The organism is Curtobacterium sp. Leaf154 (assembly GCF_001424595.1).
Lineage (GTDB): Bacteria > Actinomycetota > Actinomycetes > Actinomycetales > Microbacteriaceae > Curtobacterium > Curtobacterium poinsettiae.
The window spans coordinates 113431-129794 of the sequence record NZ_LMOS01000001.1 but is presented as its reverse complement, the minus strand read 5'-3'; the positions used below and the strand labels follow the sequence as shown (position 1 = coordinate 129794).

Here is a 16364-nt window from a genome sequence, read left to right as displayed (position 1 = left end):
GGTCAACCAACGCTTGCGATCCATTCGAGGTAGAAGAGCCCGACCCCCGCCGCGACGAAGAGTCCGGCGATGATCCAGAAGCGGACGACGACCGTCACCTCGGCCCACCCCTTCAGTTCGAAGTGGTGGTGCAGCGGACTCATCAGGAAGATGCGCTTGCCGTGGGTGATCTTGAAGTACGCACGCTGCAGGATGACCGAACCGGTGACGATGAAGAACAGGCCACCGATGAGGACCAGCAGCAGCTCGGTGCGGCTGAGGATCGCGAGGCCGGCCAGGGCACCGCCGAGGCCGAGCGAACCGGTGTCGCCGAGGAAGATCTGCGCCGGCGAGGTGTTGTACCAGAGGAACCCGATGAGCCCACCGCAGACCGCGGCCGCGACCACGGCGAGGTCGAGCGGGTTCGCGACGGTGTAGCAGGCGTGTGCGGTGTCCGAGTCGAGCCGGGTCCCGCCGCAGATCTGGTTCGACTGCCAGAAACCGATGATGACGTACGAGCCGATCGCCAGGATGCTCGATCCCGTCGCCAGGCCGTCGAGGCCGTCGGCGACGTTCACGCCGTTCGACGTGGACACCGTCAGCAGGACGATCCAGCCGAGGAACAGCACCGTGCCGATGACGGTGCCGAGCGCCATGAAGTCGAGCCACGGCACGTCGCGGACGGCCGAGATCATCGTGGATGCCGGGGGCTTGCCGTTCGACGTGGGCACGACCAGTGCGATCGTGGCGAAGATGACGCCGACGATGACCTGGCCGAGGATCTTCGCCCAGCCACCGAGCCCGAGGCTCCGCTGACGCCGGACCTTGAGGAAGTCGTCGATGAAGCCGACGAACCCGAGCCCGACCATCAGGAACAGCACGAGCAGGCCGGACAGCGTGATCGAGTCGCCTCCGATCAGGTGGCCCACGAAGTACCCGATCACCGCACCGATGATGAGGACGATGCCACCCATCGTGGCGGTGCCGCGCTTGGTGTGGTGGGACTGTGGGCCGTCGTCACGGATGAACTGCCCCCACCCGAGACGGTGGAAGAGCTTGATGAAGAACGGGGTGAGCAGCAACGTGAACACCAGCGACGTGGCGCCGGCGATGAGGAGCGCGATCATTCGGTGACACCTCCGAGGCGGTCGCCGAGGAATCGCAGTTCGGCAGACTTCGAGGACTTGACGAGGACGACGTCGCCGGGGCGGAGCATCTCCTGCATGGCACGGACGGCGTCGTCGACGTCCTCGATGTACACGGACTCGCCGTCCCACGATCCCTCGAGGGTGGCGGCCTGGTGGATGGGCATCGCGCCGCGGCCGACGACCACGAGCTGTCCGATGCCGAGGCGGACGACGAGCCGACCGATGCGGTCGTGCTCCTCGACGGAGAACTCACCGAGCTCGGCCATCTCACCGAGCACGGCGACGGTCCGCTCGCCCGGGCGCACGATCTGCGCCAGGGTCCGCAGCGCCGCCGCGGTGGAGTCGGGCGACGCGTTGTACGCGTCGTTGATCACGGTGACGCCCTCGGGGCCGCCCTGGAGCAGCTCCATGCGCCAGCGCTCGGCGCGCGTCATCGACGCGAGCGCCGCGGCGCCGTCGGCGAGCGGGACGCCCCACAGGTGGGCGACGGTGAGCGCGGCGGACGCGTTCATCGCGTGGTGCTCACCCAGGATCGCGAGGCGCACGTCGACGTGATCCGGGCCTCCAGACAGGGTTGCGTCCGTCGGACGGTCGCCTTCGGGGCGGACGGGAGGAACGGTGAGGGTGAAGCGGGTGCCGCTGCGGTCCGTCTCGATGCCGGTGATGCGGTAGTCGGCCTCGGCCGACGTGCCGAAGCCCACCACGCGCGCGGCCGTCAGGTCGCGCATCGACGCGACGCGGTCGTCGTCGACGTTGAGCAGGGCCGTGGCGGTCTCGGGCAGGTCGGTGACCATCTCGGACTTCGCGCGCTGCGTCGCCTCGATGCCGCCGAACTCGCCGGCGTGCGCGAGGCCCACCTTGAGGACGACGCCGAGGTCGGGCTCGGCGATCGACACGAGCTTGGCGATGTGGCCGACGCCGCTCGCGCCCATCTCGACCACCAGGTACCGGGTGCCGTACGTGACGCGGAGCATGGAGATCGGTGCGCCGACGTGGTTGTTGAACGAGCCCTCCGGTGCGATCGTCGCGCCGTGCTGCTCGAGGATCGTGCGGAGCATGTTCTTCGTGCTCGTCTTGCCGTTCGAGCCGGTGATGCCGACGACCCGCAGGGGTGCCGGGCGACCGTCGGCGTCGACGCGGTCCGCGGTGCTCATGCGGACACGGGTGACGACCTCGTGCGCGAGCGCAGCGAGGGCCTCGTAGCCGTCCGTGACGACGATCTGCGGCGCGGTGGTGTCGACACGCTCCGGCGTGATCACCAGGGCGGCACCGGCGTCGACCGCGGCGGGCACGAAGCGCCGGCCGTCGGTGACCTCGCCGGGCAGGGCGAAGAAGACGCTGCCGGGACGGACCAGGCGGGAGTCGGTCTCGACCGAGCCCTCGACGACCAGGTCGCCGGGCTCGGCGACGTCGGTCGCCTGGGCGCCGCCGATCAACTCGCCGCTGACCGCGGTGGCGATCTCGGCGAGCGTCATGGCGATCATCGGACGTCCTCCGCCCGACCGGAGTTCGGCTCCCAGCCGGCCTCGCGGAGGGCCGCACGGGCCTCGTCGCGGGCGGAGTACGGCGTGCGGACACCCTGGATGTCGCGGTAGTCCTGGTGACCCGGGCCGGCCCAGAGGATCGAGTCCCCTTCACCGAGCAGGCCCACCGCGGTGCGGATCGCGGCCTCGGGCGGGCTGACCTCGTGGATCTCGTGGTCCGGGTAGGCGGCGCGTGCAGCGTCGACCAGGGTCTTCCGGATCGACGCGGCGTCCTCGAAGCGGGGGTGGTGGTCGGTGACGACGAGGATGTCGCTGCCGGCGGCGGCCACGCGGGCCATGTCGCCACGCTTCGTGGTGTCGCGGTCACCGTCGGCGCCGAACAGCATCAGCACCTTGCCGGCGGTGAACTGCCGGACCGCGGCGAGCGTGTTCTCGAAGGCGTCGGCGCTGTGGCCGAAGTCGACGTAGACGCTCGGCCCGTGCTCGCCGGAGACCCGCTCGGTGCGACCGGGCAGGTAGCACTCGATGGCGGAGACGCGCTCGGACGCACCGTCACGCTCACGGTCGCCCGATCCGTCCTCGTCGGGGTAACGGCGGTGGTTGCTCTCGAGCGCGTGCGCGATGGCACCGAGCTCGAATCCGCCCTCGACCAGCATGACGATCGCCAGTGCGGCGTTCGCGGCCATGTGCCAGCCGATCAGGGGCACACGGGTCATGAGCTCGCGACCCTCGGGACCCGTCAGGCGGAACTCGGTGTAGGCGGCGTGTGCCTCGACGATGTCGACGTGCCACTCGGCCTCGACGTCGGGGTGCACCGTGATGGTGGTGACCGGGATGCGGGAGTCCTGCACCACGCGGTGGCCCCAGTCGGTGTCCAGCGAGACGACGCCGCGGCGGGCGTGCTCGGGCTGGAACAGCGGGAGCTTCGCCTGGTAGTACTCCTCCATGTCGGCGTAGTCGTCGAGGTGGTCGTGCGACAGGTTCGTGAAGGCCGCTACGTCGAAGACGATGCCGTCGACGCGGTGACGGCTGAGGGCCTGGGCACTGACCTCGACGGCGACGGCGCGGACCTCGCTCTCGCGCATGCGAGCGAGGAGCGCGTGCATCTCGCTGGCCTCGGGCGTGGTCAGGCGGCTCGTCACGCTGAGCGAGCCGATGTGGCGCTCGGCGGTGGAGCTCAGGCCGGTCACCAGGCCGAGCTGCTTGAGGATGCCCTCGAGGATGTAGGACGTGCTCGTCTTGCCGTTCGTGCCGGTGACGGCGAACAGCTGCGGCAGGTCGGTGGCCTCGTCGGGGTGGGTGCGGTAGACCCACGCGGCGACGTCGCCCAGGGCTGCGCGGGGATCGTCGACGACGAGCACCGGCAGGCCGGACGGCTCGACGAGTGCGACGCCGTCCTGGTCGGTCAGGACGGCGACCGCGCCGCGCTCGGCGGCCTCGGTCGCGAACTGGGCGCCGTGCCGGTTCGCGCCGTGCACGCCGACGAACAGGTCACCCGGCTGCACCTCGGTGGCACTCAGCGTGACGCCGGTGGTCTCGAGGGTGTCGACCGAGCCGACGACACGCAGACCGAACGCGTTCGCGAGTTCGGCGACGGCCCTCGGGGTCGGGTGTTCGGGTCGGAGGACCGGGGGGATCCGTGCGGACAAGTGTTCCTTCTTCCTCACCACGTGGACGGGTAGAGCTTCGCCTCGGACGCGGAGGGGGCTACTCGGTACTTCTCGAGCACCTGGGACATGAGTGTGCGGAACGCCGGAGCCGCTCCGCTGGACCACTTGTTGGTCTGCGGCTTCGTGAACGTCACCGTGACAACATACTGGGGGTCTTCGGCGGGTGCCATTCCGGCCACCGACGTGATGCGCTGACCGCCGTAGCCCTGCGACCCCTCGGCCACCTCGGCGGTGCCGGTCTTCGCGGCGATGTTGTAGCCCGAGATCGGCTTCATGCCCACCAGCGTGCCGCCCGTGACGACGCTCTGCAGCATGTCGGTGACCTGCGTGGCGGCGGCTGCGGACACGACGCGCTGCTTCTGCACGTCGGGCGCGTCGATCGTCTTGCCGTCGGCCGTGGTGCAGCCCTTGACGAAGTGCAGCGGGATCCGGACGCCGTCGTTCGCGATCGTCTGGAACACGCTCGCGACCTGCACGGCCGTCGTCGAGATGCCCTGGCCGAACATCGAGTTGATGTTCGTCTGCTGGTCCCAGTTCGGGCTCGTGCCGTAGTCCATCGAGGGCTGGCCCGGGTAGTCGATGGCCGTCTCCGGCTCGAACAGCCCGAACTTCTTCATGTAGTCGAAGCGCTGCTGGGCCGTCAGCCGTGCCCCGAGCTCGGTGATGCCGACGTTCGACGAGTTCTGCAGGATGCCGGTCAGCGTCAGGTTCTCGGTGGGGTGGAACTCCGAGTCGTGGATCGTGCCGCCCCAGGGGAACGTGCGCGAGTACGGCACGACGGCCTGGTCGGTGGGAGTCGACTTGCCCTGGTCGATCAGCGCGGCGGCGATCGCGGCCTTGATCGTGGATCCCGGCTCGTACGACGCCGTCAGGGCCCGGGAGCCGAAGGCACCCTTGTCGGTCGTGGCGTCGACGTCGTTCGGGTCCACGGTCGGGTAGTCGGCGACCGCCAGCAGCTCGCCCGTCTTGACGCTCGTGACGGTGGCCGTCGCGGACTCCGCCTGCAGGGTCTTGGCGGCGGACGCGATGGTCTGCTGCGCCATGTACTGCAGGTCGCTGTCGATCGTCGTCTCGAGCGTGCCGCCGTCCTTGGCCTTCTTCGTGGTCACGGTGCTGCCGGGCAGCTGGACGCCGTCCTCGCCACGCTCGTAGGTCTCCGAGCCGTTGGTGCCGGCCAGGCACTGGTCGTAGGCGTACTCCAGGCCGGCCTGGGCGCCGTCGGTCCCCATGAACCCGGTCAGGTTGCCCGTCGTCGCAGCGGTCGGGTAGACCCGCGACGCCTGCTGTTCCTTGTAGATCCACGGGATGCCGAGGTCGACCACGGCCTCGTAGTGCCGGACGTCGAGGCCCTTGATCAGGTACGCGAAGTCGGACTTCGGGTTCGCGGCGATGTTCTTCCGCATGGTCGCGACGTCACCGCCGGAGGCCTTCGCCAGGGCGTCGAGTGCGGTGCTGACGCTGACGTCCTTGAGGCGGGTGCCGCCGAGCTTGCCCTTGAACTGCTTGACCAGGCGCGGCGAGGTCGTGATGTTGTACCGAGTCACGCTGTCGGCGAGTTCGGTGCCGTTGCGGTCCACGATCGCGCCACGGGTGCCGTAGATCGTCACGGGGATGCTGCGCTTCTGGGCCGACGCCTCGTTCAGCACCGATGCCTGGACGACCTGGATGTCGACGAGCCGGACCACGAACACCCCGACCAGGGCGATCACGGCGAGCATCACGATGCTGTAGCGCAGGCGTCGGTTGCGGATCGTCTTCGTCACGCGGTGCGGTCCTTCCCGGGCGGTGCTGAGGGTGCGGCGGACCCGCCGGTCACCGGGTGGAGGGTGCCTGGAGCGGGTTCGCGTCGGACTCTACGGACGACTTCGCCGTCCCCTGGTCCGACGCGCTGGCGCCGCTGGTCTTCTCAGACGCGGCAGGTGCGGACGTGTCAGCGGCGGTGCTGCCTGCGGCGGCACTGCCTGCGGCGGGGTCGCCGGTGTTGCCCGTCTCCTTGCTCGTCGACGTGGCGCCCGGCTGGGTGGCCAGCGGCACGTCGTTCAGCAGGGAGTTCGGCACCTGGTTCTCGGTGGACGCGGTTGCCTCGTCGGGCTTCGCCGGGGTCGGCGTGCCGTACACCCGGCCGGTCTTCGGGTCCAGGTACACCGGCGTGGAGTTCGCGATCATCCCGAGCGCCTGCGCGTTGCGGGCCAGGTTCTGCGGCGAGTCCAGCACCCGGAGTTCCTCGGACAGGGACTGCTGCGTGCGGGACAGGTTGGTCTGCTCCGTCGACAGCGAGTTGAGCGTGTAGGCGCCCTGGCTGAGCACCATGCTGATGCCGAGCTGGGCCAGCAGCAGGATCCCGAGCGCGGCCACGGCCACGACGGCGTACCCGATGCGGGGACGGGCCCGGCGCTGGGCCGCGGTGGGGGTGACCTCGACCAGCTCGGGGCGGTGCTGACGGTCGGGGCGCGGGGCCCGCGACGGGACGACCGCAGGGTCGACGAGTGCGAGGTTCGTGCTCATGTCAGTTCCGGATCCGCTCGGCCGCGCGCAGTCGCACGGGGGTTGCTCGGGGGTTGGCGGCGCGTTCGGCCTCGTCGGCCAGCTCGGCGCCCTTGACGATCAGGGAGAAGGTGGGGGCGTGCTCGGGCAGCTCCACCGGCAGGTCGGCGGGGGCGCTCGACTTCGTGCGCTCCACCAGGGCCCGCTTGACGATTCGGTCCTCGAGGGACTGGTAGGACTCGACGACGATGCGGCCACCGACCGCGATGGCGTCGAGGGCCGCCGGGATCGCCCGCTCGAGCACGCTCAGTTCGGCGTTCACCTCGATGCGGAGCGCCTGGAAGACGCGCTTGGCCGGGTGCCCCTGGCGCTGGACGGCGACCGGGGTCGCGTCGTGCAGCACCTGGACCAGGTCGCCGGACATCTCGAACGGCTTCGTCGCCCGCCGCTCCACGATGGCTCGTGCGTAGCGGCCGGCGAGCTTCTCCTCGCCGTAGCGCTGGAAGATGCGACGCAGCTCGCCCTCGTCGTAGGTGGCCAGGACGTCGGCGGCGGTCTGCCCCTCGGTCCGGTCCATCCGCATGTCGAGCGGGGCGTCCTGGCTGTACGCGAACCCGCGCTCGGCCCGGTCGAGCTGCAGCGAGCTCACACCGAGGTCGAACAGCACGCCGTCGACCTTCGTGAAGCCCTCGCCCTGGATCGCGTCGACGATGCCGTCGTACACGGTGTGCACGAGCCGGACGCGGTCACCGAAGCGGGACAGTCGCTCCCCCGCGATGCCGAGGGCGTCGGTGTCGCGGTCGAGTCCGATGAGCGTGAGCTCCGGGAAGCGCTCGAGCAGGCCCTCTGAGTGGCCGCCCATGCCGAGCGTGGCGTCGACGACGACCTTGCCCGGGCCCTCGAGCGTCGGCGTGAAGAGGTCGACGATGCGCTGGAGCATCACCGGCGTGTGCGGGAAGCGTGGCGTCTCGTTGTCGTTGTCGGCCATGTGCAGCCCCTCGTCTCCTGGGCCGTGGGTCCGGATCCCCATCCATGCGACCTGACACCGGGGAAGTGATGTCAGGGCTTCACGGCTGGGAGTCCCGATCCGCGGATCAGAAGATCCCCGGGATCACCTCCTCGTCGTTGTCGGCGAATGCCTCTTCGGCTTCGGCGTAGTAGGCCTCCCACGCGGGGGTGGACCAGATCTCGGCACGGTCACCGCTGCCGATGACCGTGAGGTCCCGCTCGAGCCCCGCGTACTCGCGGAGGTTCTGCGGGATCGTCACGCGGTTCTGCTTGTCGGGCTGTTCAGCGCTGGCCCCCGAGAGGAACAGGCGCATGTAGTCCCGGGTGCGCTTCGACGTCATCGGGGCGGTCCGGATGCGCTCGTGGAGTTCCTCGAACGTCCGGGCGCTGAAGACCACGACGCAGCGTTCCTGGCCGCGGGTCATGACGAGCCCGCCGGACAGTTCGTCCCGGAACTTGGCGGGGAGGATCACGCGACCCTTCTCGTCGAGCTTCGGGGCATGAGTACCGAGCAGCACGTCGGGCCTCCCCTCCGCTCCACCGGACCGTTGCAAGCCCCACTTTACTCCACTCCCCTCCCCCCGACCAGGATTCCGCTCCCTTTTCGGCCCTCGACACCCCTACTGGGGGCATGCGTCCAGGAATGCATCCCGTACATGCAGCCCGAAAAGCCCGGATCCATGCGGTTCCGGGCGGCAGGAGCGGGCGTGGAGGAAAGTGGAGGACTTTCGCAGCCGGTGGAGCACGTCGGGGCGCGCCGCGGTCGCACGGTCGGCTCCACCACGCCCGGCCGCCGGTCGGCGTGTGGTCGCGACGTGCCGCCGCCGCGACGCCGAGTGGTCACGAACCGTCGCTCACGCGCTCCCCAGCCGACAGTTCGTGACCCCCGGGCGACCTCCGCACGGCATGTCGTGACCACTCGCGCGCACACCCCGCGTGCGGCGTCGGTCCACCCCGGCCGGGAGGCCCGCCCCACCTCCGCCGCGGCGCTCCCGCGGGCGCACGGCCGGCTCCACCACTCCCGGCCGCCGGTCGGCGCGTGGTCACGACGTGCCGCCGCCGCGACGCCGAGTGGTCACGAACCGTCGCTCGCGCGCCCCCCAGCCGACAGTTCGTGACCCCCCGGCGACCTCCGCCCGGCCTGTCGTGACCAACCGCGCGCACACCCCGAGCGCACACCCCGCGGCTCCGGCTCCGCCCCGCGGCCCCGACCCCGGCCCCGGCCCGAACCCGCCCGCCCCCGGGCACACGAAACGGGGCCGACCCGAAGGCCGACCCCGTGGAGGAGTGTGGAGGGAGCCCGACCGGCTCCGGTCAGCTACTGACCCTGGTCGTTCCGCTTGTCCCAGCGGTCGTTCATGCGGTCCATGAAGGACCCGCCGCCACCACCACCACTGGCAGACGGACGCGCCGACCCACCGGATGCGGGCTTGCCCGGCCGAGCGGGCTTCGCCTTCGGGGCACGCATGCCCGGGCGCAGCGCGAACAGGACACCGGCGAGCATCACGACGAAGCCGAGGATGCCCAGCAGCGGCGCCTTGATGACCAGGCCGACGATGACGACGGCGATCCCGGCGAGTGCGCCGAGGACCCCGAGGGTGATGGCTGTGTACGTCGGACGACCCTGTCGACGTGTGACACGAGCCACGAAATCGGAATCGTTCTGGTAGAGGCTGCGCTCCATCTCTTCGAGAAGGCGCTGCTCCTGTTCCGAGAGCGGCATCTTGGTTCCCTCTGTTCCTGGGATCGACGCGGGGTTGAAAAACGCGGGTTGGGTGGACCGATTCTATGCCTCGACCACTCCACTAGGGTAGGGATCGTGGCTGAGAGTACGCGATTAGTGGACCTCGTATCGGCGCGTATCGACCGGGCACTCGACGAGCAGCGTGAGCGGCTCCTCGCGATCAGCCCCGACCTCGCGCCGTTCGACCGGTACGCCCGAGACCTGTTGTCCGGCGGCAAGCGCTTCCGGGCCCTGTTCTGCTACTGGGGATGGCAGTCGGTGGCGGGCCGTTCCGGTTCGTTCGACCCGCTGGCCGAGGGGTCCCGGCAGACCACCGCCGAAGCGGTCGTCACGGTCGCCGCCGCGCTCGAGGTCTTCCACGCCGCCGCCCTGGTGCACGACGACATCATGGACCGCTCGGACACCCGTCGTGGGCGTCCGTCCGCGCATCGCCGCTTCGAGTCCCTGCACGAGGAGTCCGGTTTCGTCGGCGACCGCGGGCAGTACGGCACGAACTCGGCGCTGCTCCTCGGCGACCTGCTGCTCTCGCTGAGCGACTCCGTGTTCGACGAGGGCCTCGCGCTCCTCGACCCGGTGCGGGCCCGCATCGTCCGCCAGGAGTTCCACGCGATGCGCCTCGACGTCACGGCGGGGCAGTACCTCGACGTGCACGAGGAGACCGCCTGGCCCGTCATCGACGAGTCCGAGCACCTGCTCCGCGCCCAGCGCGTCATCGTCTTCAAGTCGGCGAAGTACTCGATCGAGGCACCCCTGGTCATCGGTGCCCTGGTCGCCGGCGCGAGTGACTCCCAGCTCGAGGGCCTCCGCGCCTTCGGACTCCCCCTCGGCGTGGCCTACCAGCTGCGCGACGACATGCTCGGCGTGTTCGGTGACCCCGAGGTCACCGGGAAGCCCGCGGGCGACGACCTGCGCGAGGGCAAGCGCACCGTCCTCATCGCCTCTGCGCGCAAGACCCTGGCGAGTGGGCCGCGGCAGCTCCTGGACGAGCTCCTCGGCGACCCGGACCTCGACGAGGAGCAGGTGCGGATGCTCCGGGCGACCCTCACCGAGTCCGGTGCCGTGGCCGCCGTGGAACGGTCGATCGATCGGCACGTGCAGCGCGCCAAGGCGGCGCTCGACGCGTCGCCGCTGACGCCGTCGGCACGCGAACAGCTCGCGTCGCTGGCCGACACGGTCAGCCGCCGGTCGTCCTAGACACGGCCACAGGACGCAAGGGAGGCCCGGTGCCAGCTGGCACCGGGCCTCCTGTCCGACCGGAACGCGTCTAGAGCAGCGACTGGGCGACGCGACGCACCTCGGCCTTGCGACCGGCGCGCAGCGCCGCGATCGGCGTGGTGCCCATCGCGTCGTCGACGGTGAGCATCCAGCGCACCGCCTCGTCGTCGGTGAAGCCGTTGTCGCCGAGCACGATGAGCGTGCCGCGGAGTTCGGGCATCGGCTCGCCGTCCTCGAGGAACTCGACCGGCACGCGAAGCACACCGCCGACACGGGCGGCGAGGAGGGTCTTCTGCTCGAAGAGTCGGTGGATCCGTCCGGGGCTCGTGCTGAACATGTCCACGAGCTCGGGGACGGTCAGCCAGCGTTCGGAGAGGGTCAGGTCGTCGGCGGGTGCGGCACTCACACGCCCATGGTGCCAGAGTGACCGCCCGAGTGAATCCGTAACGTTCGTCACATTCGTCACATCCACCACATCTGACTCTCTGGTTGACTTGGGAATCAGGCCATGCCAGCGTTGTGGCACCTGTGAGTGCGCGCACGCGTGCGCACGCCTCAGTCGAGATCAGGAGAGACCCGTGGACCACGCTGCAGACGAAGTCGCCCGGCGCGCACGATCCGCCCGGTTCGCCACCATGCCCATCGTCCTCGCGGGCACGATCGCCGTGACCGCCGGCCTGACCGGTCCGGTCGCACACGCCGAGCCGCGGCACGACGACGCCGACGCGAACCACAAGCGCCACGTCGACCAGGACCGCGTCATCACCGACCGCCCGGTGTTCGGCACCGCGGTCGCACGGCCGTCGCAGACCGTCGTCCGGACGGTCGCCGCCACCACGAAGGCCCCCACGACCGCTGTGCCCACGAACTACACCGTCCACCACGGCGACACGGTCTCGGGCATCGCCGCCCGGTTCGGCCTGTCGGCGCAGGAGATCCTCGTGCGCAACGGCCTCGGCTGGAACACGATCATCCACCCGGGCCAGACGCTGCACCTGGCGTCGACCCCCGCCGTCACCACCGCTGCCGTGCGGACGTCCGGGGCCACGAGCGGCTCCGGGTCGAACACCTCGAGCTACCACGTGAAGCAGGGCGACACGGTCTCCGCCATCGCCTCCCGCGTCGGCGTGTCGACCACGGCGCTCCTCCGCGCGAACGACCTGTCACAGCGCAGCGTCATCTACCCGGGGCAGACGCTGCGGGTACCGCACGGCACGTCCTCGTCGACGTCGGTGTCCACGGCGTCGGCGCCGTCGACCCGGTCGAGCGTCAGGATCAGCGCCGGTGACACGGTCGCCTCGATCGCCGCCGCCCACCACGTCTCCGTCAAGTCGCTCCTGTCGGCGAACGGCCTGTCGTACACCAGCACCATCTACGCCGGCAAAACACTCGTCATCCCGTCGTCGAACGCCACTGCCGCACCGGCGGTCGCCGCCAGCGCAGCCGTCAGCGGTGCCGTGGGCCTGAGCGCCGAGCAGCGACAGAACGCGGCGACCATCGTCGCCGTCGGTCGCTCCCTGGGCGTCCCCGACCGCGGCATCGTCGTCGCCCTCGCCGCCGCGATGCAGGAGTCCAGCCTGCGGAACATCCCACACGGCGACCGCGACTCGGTCGGTCTCTTCCAGCAGCGCCCGAGCCAGGGGTGGGGCCCCGCGGCGACGCTGCAGGACCCGGTGCACGCCACCAAGCTGTTCTTCGGTGGTCGGGACAACCCGAACGCCGGCAAGACGAGTGGGCTGCTCGACGTGCGCGGCTGGTCCTCGATGAGCATCACCGATGCGGCCCAGGCCGTGCAGCTCTCCGCCTACCCGAAGGCCTACGCCAACTGGGCGACGGCCGCCGAGGGCTGGCTGGCGACCCTCTGAGCCTCATCCGGAAGATCGAGATTGGGTCACGACCGGTGCGCCGGTGCGTCCGGCTGCCGTCTCGATTCGTAGAATGCCGCCGATGACCACCAACGCCGCCACGGACCCCATGATCGGTCGCATGATCGATCAGCGGTACCGCGTCCGCTCGCGCATCGCGCGCGGGGGCATGGCGACCGTCTACCTCGCGACCGACGTGCGCCTCGAGCGACGCGTCGCCATCAAGATCATGCATGGGCACCTGGCCGACGACCAGGCCTTCCGTGAGCGCTTCATCCAGGAGGCCCGGTCGGCCGCCCGGCTGTCGCACCCGAACCTGGTGGGCGTGTACGACCAGGGCGCCGAGGGCGAGACCGCCTACATCGTCATGGAGTACATCCCCGGCATCACGCTGCGGGACCTGCTGCAGGAACACCACGCCCTGACCCCCGAGCAGGCCACGGACATCCTGCGCGCCGTGCTGGCGGGCCTGGCGTCCGCGCACCGCGCCGGCATCGTGCACCGCGACCTGAAGCCCGAGAACGTCCTGCTCGCCGACGACGGCCGCATCAAGCTCGGCGACTTCGGACTGGCCCGGGCCACGACCGCGAACACGGCGACCGGCGCGGCCCTGCTCGGCACGATCGCCTACCTGTCCCCCGAGCTCGTGACCCGCGGCGCCGCCGACTCGCGCAGCGACATCTACGCGCTCGGCATCATGCTCTACGAGATGCTGACCGGCGAGCAGCCCTACAAGGGCGAGCAGCCGATGCAGATCGCGTACCAGCACGCAAACGACTCCGTCCCGGCCCCGAGCGCCGCCGTGTCCGGGGTGCCGCCGGAGCTCGACGAGCTGGTCGCCTGGTCGACCGCGCGCGACCCCGATGACCGTCCCCGCGACGCCCGCGAGATGCTCGACCACATGTCGGGCAACCAGCAGCGGGCGACCGGTCAGTACCGCACCGCCGTGCTCCGCCCCGAGAACGGGACCGCGATCCTGCCCTCCGGCGGCGGGGGAACGCTCGGCGCCGCAGCCGCCGCCGCCTCGGTCGGAGCCGCAGGTGCCGGTGCTGCCGACGAGACCGCCATCATCGACCGGGCGGGTGACCGCGACACCGGTGACCGCGTTCGGACGCCCGCGCGGGCCCGCACCAACGCCCCGGGGCCCCGTCGCACCGGTGCCCAGCCCGGCGTCCTGTCCCCCGCCGGCCAGCGGCTCGCCGACCAGTCGGCGAAGCGTCGGAAGCGCGGCTGGATCGCCCTGTCCGTGGTCGTCGTGCTCGCGCTGATCGGAGCCGGCTTCGGCTGGTACTTCGGCCCGGGGCCCGGTGGCAACGTGCGCATCCCGGAAGTCGCGGGCAAGTCGGTCTCGCAGGCCCGACAGCTGCTCGAAGCACAGGGCCTGCAGGCGGCGTCGAAGACCGGGACACGGTTCGACGCCGTCGTCGCGAAGGGGCAGGTCTCCACGACCGAGCCGGCTGCGAGGCGCGAGGTGCAGAAGGGCACGGCGGTGCAGATCGTCGTCTCGAACGGCCCCCGGATGATCCCGCTGCCGGCGATCGTCGGGCAGCCGCTCTCCACCGTGACGGCCGCGCTCGACGACGACTTCGAGCTGCAGGACGACCGGTACCAGTTCTCCGCCGACGCGCCGAAGGACACCGTGATCGCGGCGACCGGTCGGGCGTCCGGGGGCAAGGCGCTCGACCTGACGACGGTGAAGGCGTACGGCGAGACCGGTCGGATCACCCTGACGGTGTCGCTCGGCCCCGTGCCCGACGTGGTCGGGAAGACCGTCGACGAGGCCTCCGCCGCACTCGACGACGTCGGGCTCGTCCTCGGCGCCCGGACCGAGGAGTACAGCGAGACCGTCCCGACGGGGCAGATCGTCTCCGCCGCCGTGCAGGAGTCCCCCGCCGTGCGCGGGTCGGCGGTGGACGTCGTCGTGTCGAAGGGCCCGACGCCGATCACCGTGCCGAAGGACGGAGTGGTCGGCAAGACCATCAACGAGGCGACGAAGACCCTCGAGGACCTCGGCCTCAAGGTCTCCGTGCCCGACTGCACGAACATCCTCTGCGGCTTCTACGACTGGAAGTCGACGCTGCCCGTCGCCGGCACCGATCCGGGCGCCGGCGCGACCGTGTACCGCGGCGACACGGTCACCCTGTCCTACGACCAGTAGGGCCGGCGCAGGCGCTGCATGGGCGGTGTGTGTCGCCAGAGCGACACTGTCTCGCCCGATCGCGCCGACACCGTCAGGACGGACGGGAGGCCCGTGGCGGCGCCGTCACGGGCCTCCCGTCCGACACGCGAAAGCGACAGAACCCCGCGAACGTGCCGCGGGGTTCTGTCGCTTCGTCGAGATGGTTCCTGCGCTACGAGCGGTCGGGCTGGTGCGCGCCGAGTTCCTCGGCCACCAGGAAGGCGAGCTCGAGGGACTGCATGTGGTTGAGGCGCGGGTCGCAGAGCGACTCGTAGCGGGTGGCGAGGGTGGCCTCGTCGATGTGCTCCGAGCCACCGAGGCACTCGGTGACGTCGTCACCGGTGAGCTCGACGTGCATGCCACCCGGGTACGTGCCGACCTGGCGGTGCGCCTCGAAGAAGCCCAGGACCTCGTCCACGACGTCGTCGAACCGGCGGGTCTTGTAGCCCGTCGGCGTGGTCAGGCCGTTGCCGTGCATCGGGTCGGTGACCCACAGCGGGTTGGCGTCCATGCCCTTGATCGCCTCGAGCAGCTTGGGCAGCTCGTCGCGGATCTTCCCGGCGCCCATCCGCGTGATGAAGGTCAGGCGACCCGGCTCACGGTTCGGGTCGAGCTTGTCGACGAGCGCCTTCATGTCGTCAACGGTCGTCGTCGGGCCGAGCTTCACACCGATCGGGTTGCGCACCCGCGACAGGAAGTCCACGTGGGCACCGTCGATGTCACGCGTGCGCTCACCGATCCAGATGAAGTGGCCGGACGTGTCGTACGCCAGGCCCGAGCGGGAGTCGATGCGAGTCATCGGGCGCTCGTAGTCCATCAGCAGCCCCTCGTGCGAGGCGTAGAACTCGACGTGCTTGAGCGCTTCGAAGTCGGCACCGCAGGCGGCCATGAACCGGATCGCGCGGTCGATCTCCTTGGCGAGGTGCTCGTACCGGGCGTTCGCCGGGTTCGAGGCGAAGCCCTTGTTCCACGAGTGCACCTGCCGCAGGTCGGCGAAGCCCCCTTGCGTGAACGCTCGGACCAGGTTCAGCGTCGACGCAGCGGTGTGGTAGCCCTGCACCAGACGACGCGGGTCCGCTTCGCGGCTCTCCGGCGTGAAGTCGTAGCCGTTCACGATGTCGCCGCGGTAGGCGGGCAGCGTGACGTCGCCGCGGGTCTCGAAGTCGCTCGAGCGGGGCTTGGCGAACTGTCCGGCCATCCGGCCCATCTTGATGACGGGCGTCGAGGCGCCGTAGGTCAGCACGACGGCCATCTGCAGGATCGTCTTGACCCGGTCGCGGATGGAGTCGGCGGTGGCACCGGCGAAGGTCTCGGCGCAGTCACCGCCCTGCAGCAGGAAGGCCTTGCCCTGGGCGGCCGCGGCGAGCCGTGCGCGCAGCTCGTCGACCTCGCCCGCGAACACGAGCGGCGGGAGCGTGGCGATCTCGGCCGACGCCGCCTCGGCAGCGGCGGCGTCGGGCCAGGTCGGCTGCTGCTTGATCGGGAGCGTCCGCCAATAGTCGAGCCCCTCGATGACGTCCGGATCCTGCAGGGCGACGAAGTCGGTCGACTCGGGCAAGGGCGTTACCTCGGTGTTCTGTGCGGGCGG

At 70.5% G+C, this 16364-nt stretch carries 13 protein-coding genes; 3 read left to right on the top strand and 10 right to left on the bottom strand.

From position 1 onward, the window contains the following. Window positions 1-2: 2 nt before the first annotated feature. The 8 genes from mraY to ASF75_RS00560 all read right to left on the bottom strand — a co-directional run bounded on the left by mraY (window position 3) and on the right by ASF75_RS00560 (window position 9496). Complete coding sequence (gene mraY, locus ASF75_RS00595; protein ID WP_017886622.1) at window positions 3-1106, bottom strand: phospho-N-acetylmuramoyl-pentapeptide-transferase; 1104 nt, start codon at window positions 1104-1106, stop codon at window positions 3-5. Beyond that, the gene (locus tag ASF75_RS00590) at window positions 1103-2611 is read right to left on the bottom strand and encodes a UDP-N-acetylmuramoyl-tripeptide--D-alanyl-D-alanine ligase (protein ID WP_056068250.1); all 1509 of its coding nucleotides are present in this window, start codon (window positions 2609-2611) and stop codon (window positions 1103-1105) included. The genes mraY and ASF75_RS00590 overlap by 4 nt, the downstream gene beginning before the upstream one ends. Next, the gene (locus ASF75_RS00585; protein WP_056068248.1) at window positions 2608-4260 is read right to left on the bottom strand and encodes a Mur ligase family protein; all 1653 of its coding nucleotides are present in this window, start codon (window positions 4258-4260) and stop codon (window positions 2608-2610) included. Before ASF75_RS00585 ends, ASF75_RS00590 begins: the two co-directional genes overlap by 4 nt. A 14-nt stretch (window positions 4261-4274) precedes the next feature. After that, window positions 4275-6044, bottom strand: coding sequence for a peptidoglycan D,D-transpeptidase FtsI family protein (locus ASF75_RS00580; RefSeq protein WP_056068245.1), 1770 nt, complete (start codon window positions 6042-6044; stop codon window positions 4275-4277). A 49-nt stretch (window positions 6045-6093) separates the two neighbouring features. Further along, a complete protein-coding gene (locus tag ASF75_RS00575) occupies window positions 6094-6786 on the bottom strand; it encodes a hypothetical protein (protein ID WP_017886618.1) in 693 nt (230 codons plus the stop codon). Between the two features lies 1 nt (window position 6787). Beyond that, a complete protein-coding gene (rsmH, locus tag ASF75_RS00570; protein WP_056068243.1) occupies window positions 6788-7753 on the bottom strand; it encodes a 16S rRNA (cytosine(1402)-N(4))-methyltransferase RsmH in 966 nt (321 codons plus the stop codon). Window positions 7754-7859: 106 nt separating this feature from the next. Next, on the bottom strand, window positions 7860-8291 hold the full coding sequence (mraZ, locus tag ASF75_RS00565; RefSeq protein WP_017886616.1) for a division/cell wall cluster transcriptional repressor MraZ: 432 nt from the start codon (window positions 8289-8291) through the stop codon (window positions 7860-7862). An 800-nt stretch (window positions 8292-9091) separates the two neighbouring features. Further along, window positions 9092-9496, bottom strand: a complete 405-nt coding sequence (locus ASF75_RS00560; RefSeq protein ID WP_031259427.1) for a DUF3040 domain-containing protein — start codon at window positions 9494-9496, stop codon at window positions 9092-9094. Window positions 9497-9592: 96 nt separating this feature from the next. On the opposite strand from ASF75_RS00560, the gene ASF75_RS00555 reads away from it, so the two are divergent. After that, window positions 9593-10711, top strand: a complete 1119-nt coding sequence (locus ASF75_RS00555; RefSeq protein ID WP_056068242.1) for a polyprenyl synthetase family protein — start codon at window positions 9593-9595, stop codon at window positions 10709-10711. A gap of 70 nt (window positions 10712-10781) precedes the next feature. Here the strand turns inward: ASF75_RS00555 and ASF75_RS00550 are convergent, their stop codons facing one another. Beyond that, on the bottom strand, window positions 10782-11138 hold the full coding sequence (locus tag ASF75_RS00550; protein WP_017886613.1) for an Rv2175c family DNA-binding protein: 357 nt from the start codon (window positions 11136-11138) through the stop codon (window positions 10782-10784). Between the two features lie 229 nt (window positions 11139-11367). Between ASF75_RS00550 and ASF75_RS00545 the strand changes: the two genes are divergently transcribed. Both ASF75_RS00545 and pknB read left to right on the top strand, forming a co-directional pair. Further along, on the top strand, window positions 11368-12597 hold the full coding sequence (locus ASF75_RS00545) for a LysM peptidoglycan-binding domain-containing protein (protein WP_082509416.1): 1230 nt from the start codon (window positions 11368-11370) through the stop codon (window positions 12595-12597). An 82-nt stretch (window positions 12598-12679) separates the two neighbouring features. Further along, on the top strand, window positions 12680-14755 hold the full coding sequence (gene pknB / locus ASF75_RS00540; RefSeq protein WP_082509415.1) for a Stk1 family PASTA domain-containing Ser/Thr kinase: 2076 nt from the start codon (window positions 12680-12682) through the stop codon (window positions 14753-14755). A 193-nt stretch (window positions 14756-14948) separates the two neighbouring features. Here the strand turns inward: pknB and ASF75_RS00535 are convergent, their stop codons facing one another. Next, window positions 14949-16334, bottom strand: coding sequence for a class II 3-deoxy-7-phosphoheptulonate synthase (locus ASF75_RS00535; RefSeq protein ID WP_042537455.1), 1386 nt, complete (start codon window positions 16332-16334; stop codon window positions 14949-14951). Window positions 16335-16364: the final 30 nt, after the last annotated feature.

Excerpts from the sequence above, each read along its gene's own strand:
- ASF75_RS00575 (WP_017886618.1), bottom strand. The coding sequence starts at position 6,786 with ATGAGCACGAACCTCGCACTCGTCGACCCTGCGGTCGTCCCGTCGCGG.
- mraY (WP_017886622.1), bottom strand. The coding sequence starts at position 1,106 with ATGATCGCGCTCCTCATCGCCGGCGCCACGTCGCTGGTGTTCACGTTG.
- ASF75_RS00560 (WP_031259427.1), bottom strand. The coding sequence starts at position 9,496 with ATGCCGCTCTCGGAACAGGAGCAGCGCCTTCTCGAAGAGATGGAGCGC.
- ASF75_RS00590 (WP_056068250.1), bottom strand. The coding sequence starts at position 2,611 with ATGATCGCCATGACGCTCGCCGAGATCGCCACCGCGGTCAGCGGCGAG.
- pknB (WP_082509415.1), top strand. The coding sequence starts at position 12,680 with ATGACCACCAACGCCGCCACGGACCCCATGATCGGTCGCATGATCGAT.
- rsmH (WP_056068243.1), bottom strand. The coding sequence starts at position 7,753 with ATGGCCGACAACGACAACGAGACGCCACGCTTCCCGCACACGCCGGTG.
- ASF75_RS00545 (WP_082509416.1), top strand. The coding sequence starts at position 11,368 with ATGCCCATCGTCCTCGCGGGCACGATCGCCGTGACCGCCGGCCTGACC.